General features: G+C 77.7%; 1 protein-coding gene and 1 pseudogene. Both read right to left on the reverse strand.

Going from position 1 to position 2,983, the window contains the following annotated elements:
* Positions 1–2,238, reverse strand: a 2,238-nt coding sequence (locus ACQRUO_RS39130; protein WP_428320955.1) for a tetratricopeptide repeat protein, incomplete at its 3' end; no start/stop codon positions are given.
* Between the two features lie 547 nt (positions 2,239–2,785).
* Positions 2,786–2,983, reverse strand: a pseudogene (locus ACQRUO_RS39135) (hypothetical protein); the annotation flags it as partial.

Raw genomic sequence — 2,983 nt, forward strand, 5'->3', positions numbered from 1 at the left:
GGCCGGGTGCGCGTCCCGCTCGCCGCCGACCTCGGCCGCGCGCTCGCCGCTGACGTCCGCCGCCTGCTCGCCGCCGACCCGGTCCGCGGCCTCCTGTTCCGCCAGGGCGGCGGCCAGGGCGGCGGCGATCTCCGGGTCGGCGGAGCGGGCCCGGGCCGCGCGCAGGTCGGCGACGGCGGCCGGCAGGTCGCCCTGGCGCCGGGCCAGCAGTCCGCGCAGCGCCCAGGCCTGCGGGTACTCCGGATCCACCGCCAGCGCCGTGCTCAGCGCCGCGACCGCCTCCCGCAGTCGGCCCTCCTCGGTGAGCAGCCGGCCCTTCAGGCAGAGCAGTTCGACGTGGGTCGGGGCCAGTCGCAGGCCGGTCTCCAGGTCCCGCCAGGCCTCCGCCGTCCGTCCCGCCTCGGCCAGCACGGCGGCCCGGTTGAGGTAGCCGTCCAGACTGCCGGGGTCCAGCTCCAGCAGCCGCCCGAAGTCGGCCACCGCGCCCGCCGGATCGCCGAGCGCGGCCCGCACGTCGGCCCGGTTGCCGAGCACCTCGGGGAACGGCGGGGAGAGCCGCAGCACCCGGTCGTAGTCCGCCAGCGCCGCCTGGGCCTGGCCGAGCCGGTGCCGCACGCAGCCCCGGTCGAAGCGCAGTTCGGCGTCCTCCGGGTCGAGGCCGACCGCCAGGTCGCAGGCGGTGAGCGCCTCCCGGTCCCGGTCCAGGCCGGTCAGGATCCGGGCCCGGTGCTGGTGCAGCCGGGCCAGCCGGCCGGGTCGACCGGCGCCGCCGAACGCCGTGGTCAGGGTGGCGACGGCCTGGTCCAGCCGGATCAGGGCGGCCGTGCCGCGGCCCCGACGGGTCTCGAACAGGGCCAGCGAGTCCAGCAGTTCGGCGGTCAGCAGGGCCCGCTCGGCCGGGTCGGCGAGCAGCGGGACGCCGCCGAGCGCCTGGTGCAGCCAGCCCAGGGCGGGGGCGTGGGCCTGCTGGTCGAGGGCGGGGTAGTGGGTGTGCAGCAGGCCGATCGCCGCGGCCGCGGGCACCTGCACCTCGGGGGCGGCGCTGTCGGCGCGGGCCCGCTCGTACAGGCGCAGCGCGGTGTCGGGGCGGCCCAGCCCGACGCAGGCCCGCGCGGCGCCGGCCAGGAACGGCCACCAGGGGTCGGCGGGCAGCCGGGCGGCGTGGTGGGTCGGGTCGCGGTGGGTCGAGTCGGGGTGGCTCGGGTCGAGGTGGGCCGGGTCGGCATGGTGGGTCGGGTCGTGGTGGTCCAGCAGGGCCAGCGCCCGGGCGCCGTAGTCCGCGGCGGCGTGGTGGAAGCCGTTGGCGGTGCAGTGCTCCAGCGCGGTGCGCAGGGCGGGCAGGCCGGCGCCGAGCGGGTCGCCGCCGTGCTCGGCGTGCCAGACCAGGGCACCCAGGGCGAGCGCAGGGTGGTCGGCGGCGGTGCGCGACAGCTCGGCGTGCCGGGCGTCGTGCAGCGCGGCCCGCTGCCGCGGGGTGAGCGCCTGGTAGGCGGCGAGCTGCTGCGGGTCGTCGGTGGTGCCGTCGCCGGTGACGTAGCTGGTGGCCGGGTCGGCCAGCAGCGCGGGGGCGGCGGCGAGGTGGTGGTCCCGGCGGTCGGTGCAGTCGGTGAGGGCGCGCTCCAGGCGGCTCGCCGGGTCCGCTGCCGGACGGTCGGGCCGGGCTACTGGCGGGCCGGTTCGGCGGGGCGGCGGCGCCAGCGGCTCGGTGCCGGTGGTCACCACCACGGTGAGCAGCGCGGGGTCGACCCGGCGGACCAGCACGCCGACCCACTCCTGGTCGGTCGGGTCGGCCTGGTGCAGCTCGTCGATCACCAGGGTGCGCGGGCCGCCGCCCAGGGTGGGCAGGTGCGCGAGCAGGAAGTCGGTCAGGCCGTGGGCGATCCGCAGGGTCCAGAGCGCGGGGCGCGGCGGTGGACCGTCGACGGGTGCCTCGTCGGGCAGGTCGCTCGGCCCGTCCGCTGGCCGGTCGGCGTGGAACGGGCCGGCCGGCGGTTCGACGGCCCGCAGGGTGGCCCGGTGCCGGGCGAGCAGCTCGGGGCGGCGGGCGAGCGCGTCCGGCCGGAGCGCCCGCAGCAGCGCGCCGGCGGCGGTGTACGGGCCGCCGAGCCGCCGGTGGGCGTTCACCTCGGCGAGCACCGGGGGTAGCGTCAGCCGGGAGCGGGCCTCGATCCGGGCGGCCTGGTGCGGTGCCCGGACCCAGCGGTGGTGGTGATCGAGCAGGACGGTGCGGCCCTTCATCGGACGGTTGCCTTCCTCCGAGATGAGCTGACAGTGCGTCAGCCAGGCCCTGTCCAGGATGGTCTGGTGGGTGGGGCCTGTCAACTGAGATGAATGACAAGGTGGAGTCGATTGGTTGCTCTCAGCAGCCAATCACGGCTCCGACCCGGTCTGATGAGCCATCAGTGGAGTGTTCGCGCGGACTGTGCGGAAGCGGCATGCAGCTGAGATGAATTGCGGACGTCCGGTGCGACTGGGGAGGGGCAATGGGGTGATGTGGGGCAGGAGATGGGCGGAGGGCGGTCGCCCGGGGGGTGGGGCCTCCCTTACGGATCTTGCCGGGCGCGCGAGTCCCCCAGCCTTCGGCCGGGAGGTGCCCCCACGGACGCACCGGCGGACCATCCATGTACGACCCGGTACGAGGACGATCCGCCGGCAAGCCCAGCCGGGCGCCACCCAGCCGCCAGGCTGGGGGAGCCGCGCGCTGATCCGACAAGATCCGTAACAGAGGCCCTGGGCCAACGGCGGCACGGACCGGGCCATCGTGCTCCAGCTCGACGACGACCGGTCAGGGCTGGGCGGGGGACGGGCCCGTGGTGTCCGGCGAGCCGGCTGCGCCGGCCGCCTGCAGTTCGGCGCGGCTGCGGCGGCGGACGGCGGCCACCACCGGGGAGCCGGCGAACGCCGCGCTCACCTCGGCCAGCCAGGCGGCCTCGGCGGTCAGGTCGGCGGTGAGCCGCGGGGGCGCCGCCGGGGGCGCGGCCGG

The sequence above is a fragment of the Kitasatospora sp. LaBMicrA B282 genome, from assembly GCF_050325825.1.
In the GTDB taxonomy this organism is placed as follows: domain Bacteria; phylum Actinomycetota; class Actinomycetes; order Streptomycetales; family Streptomycetaceae; genus Kitasatospora.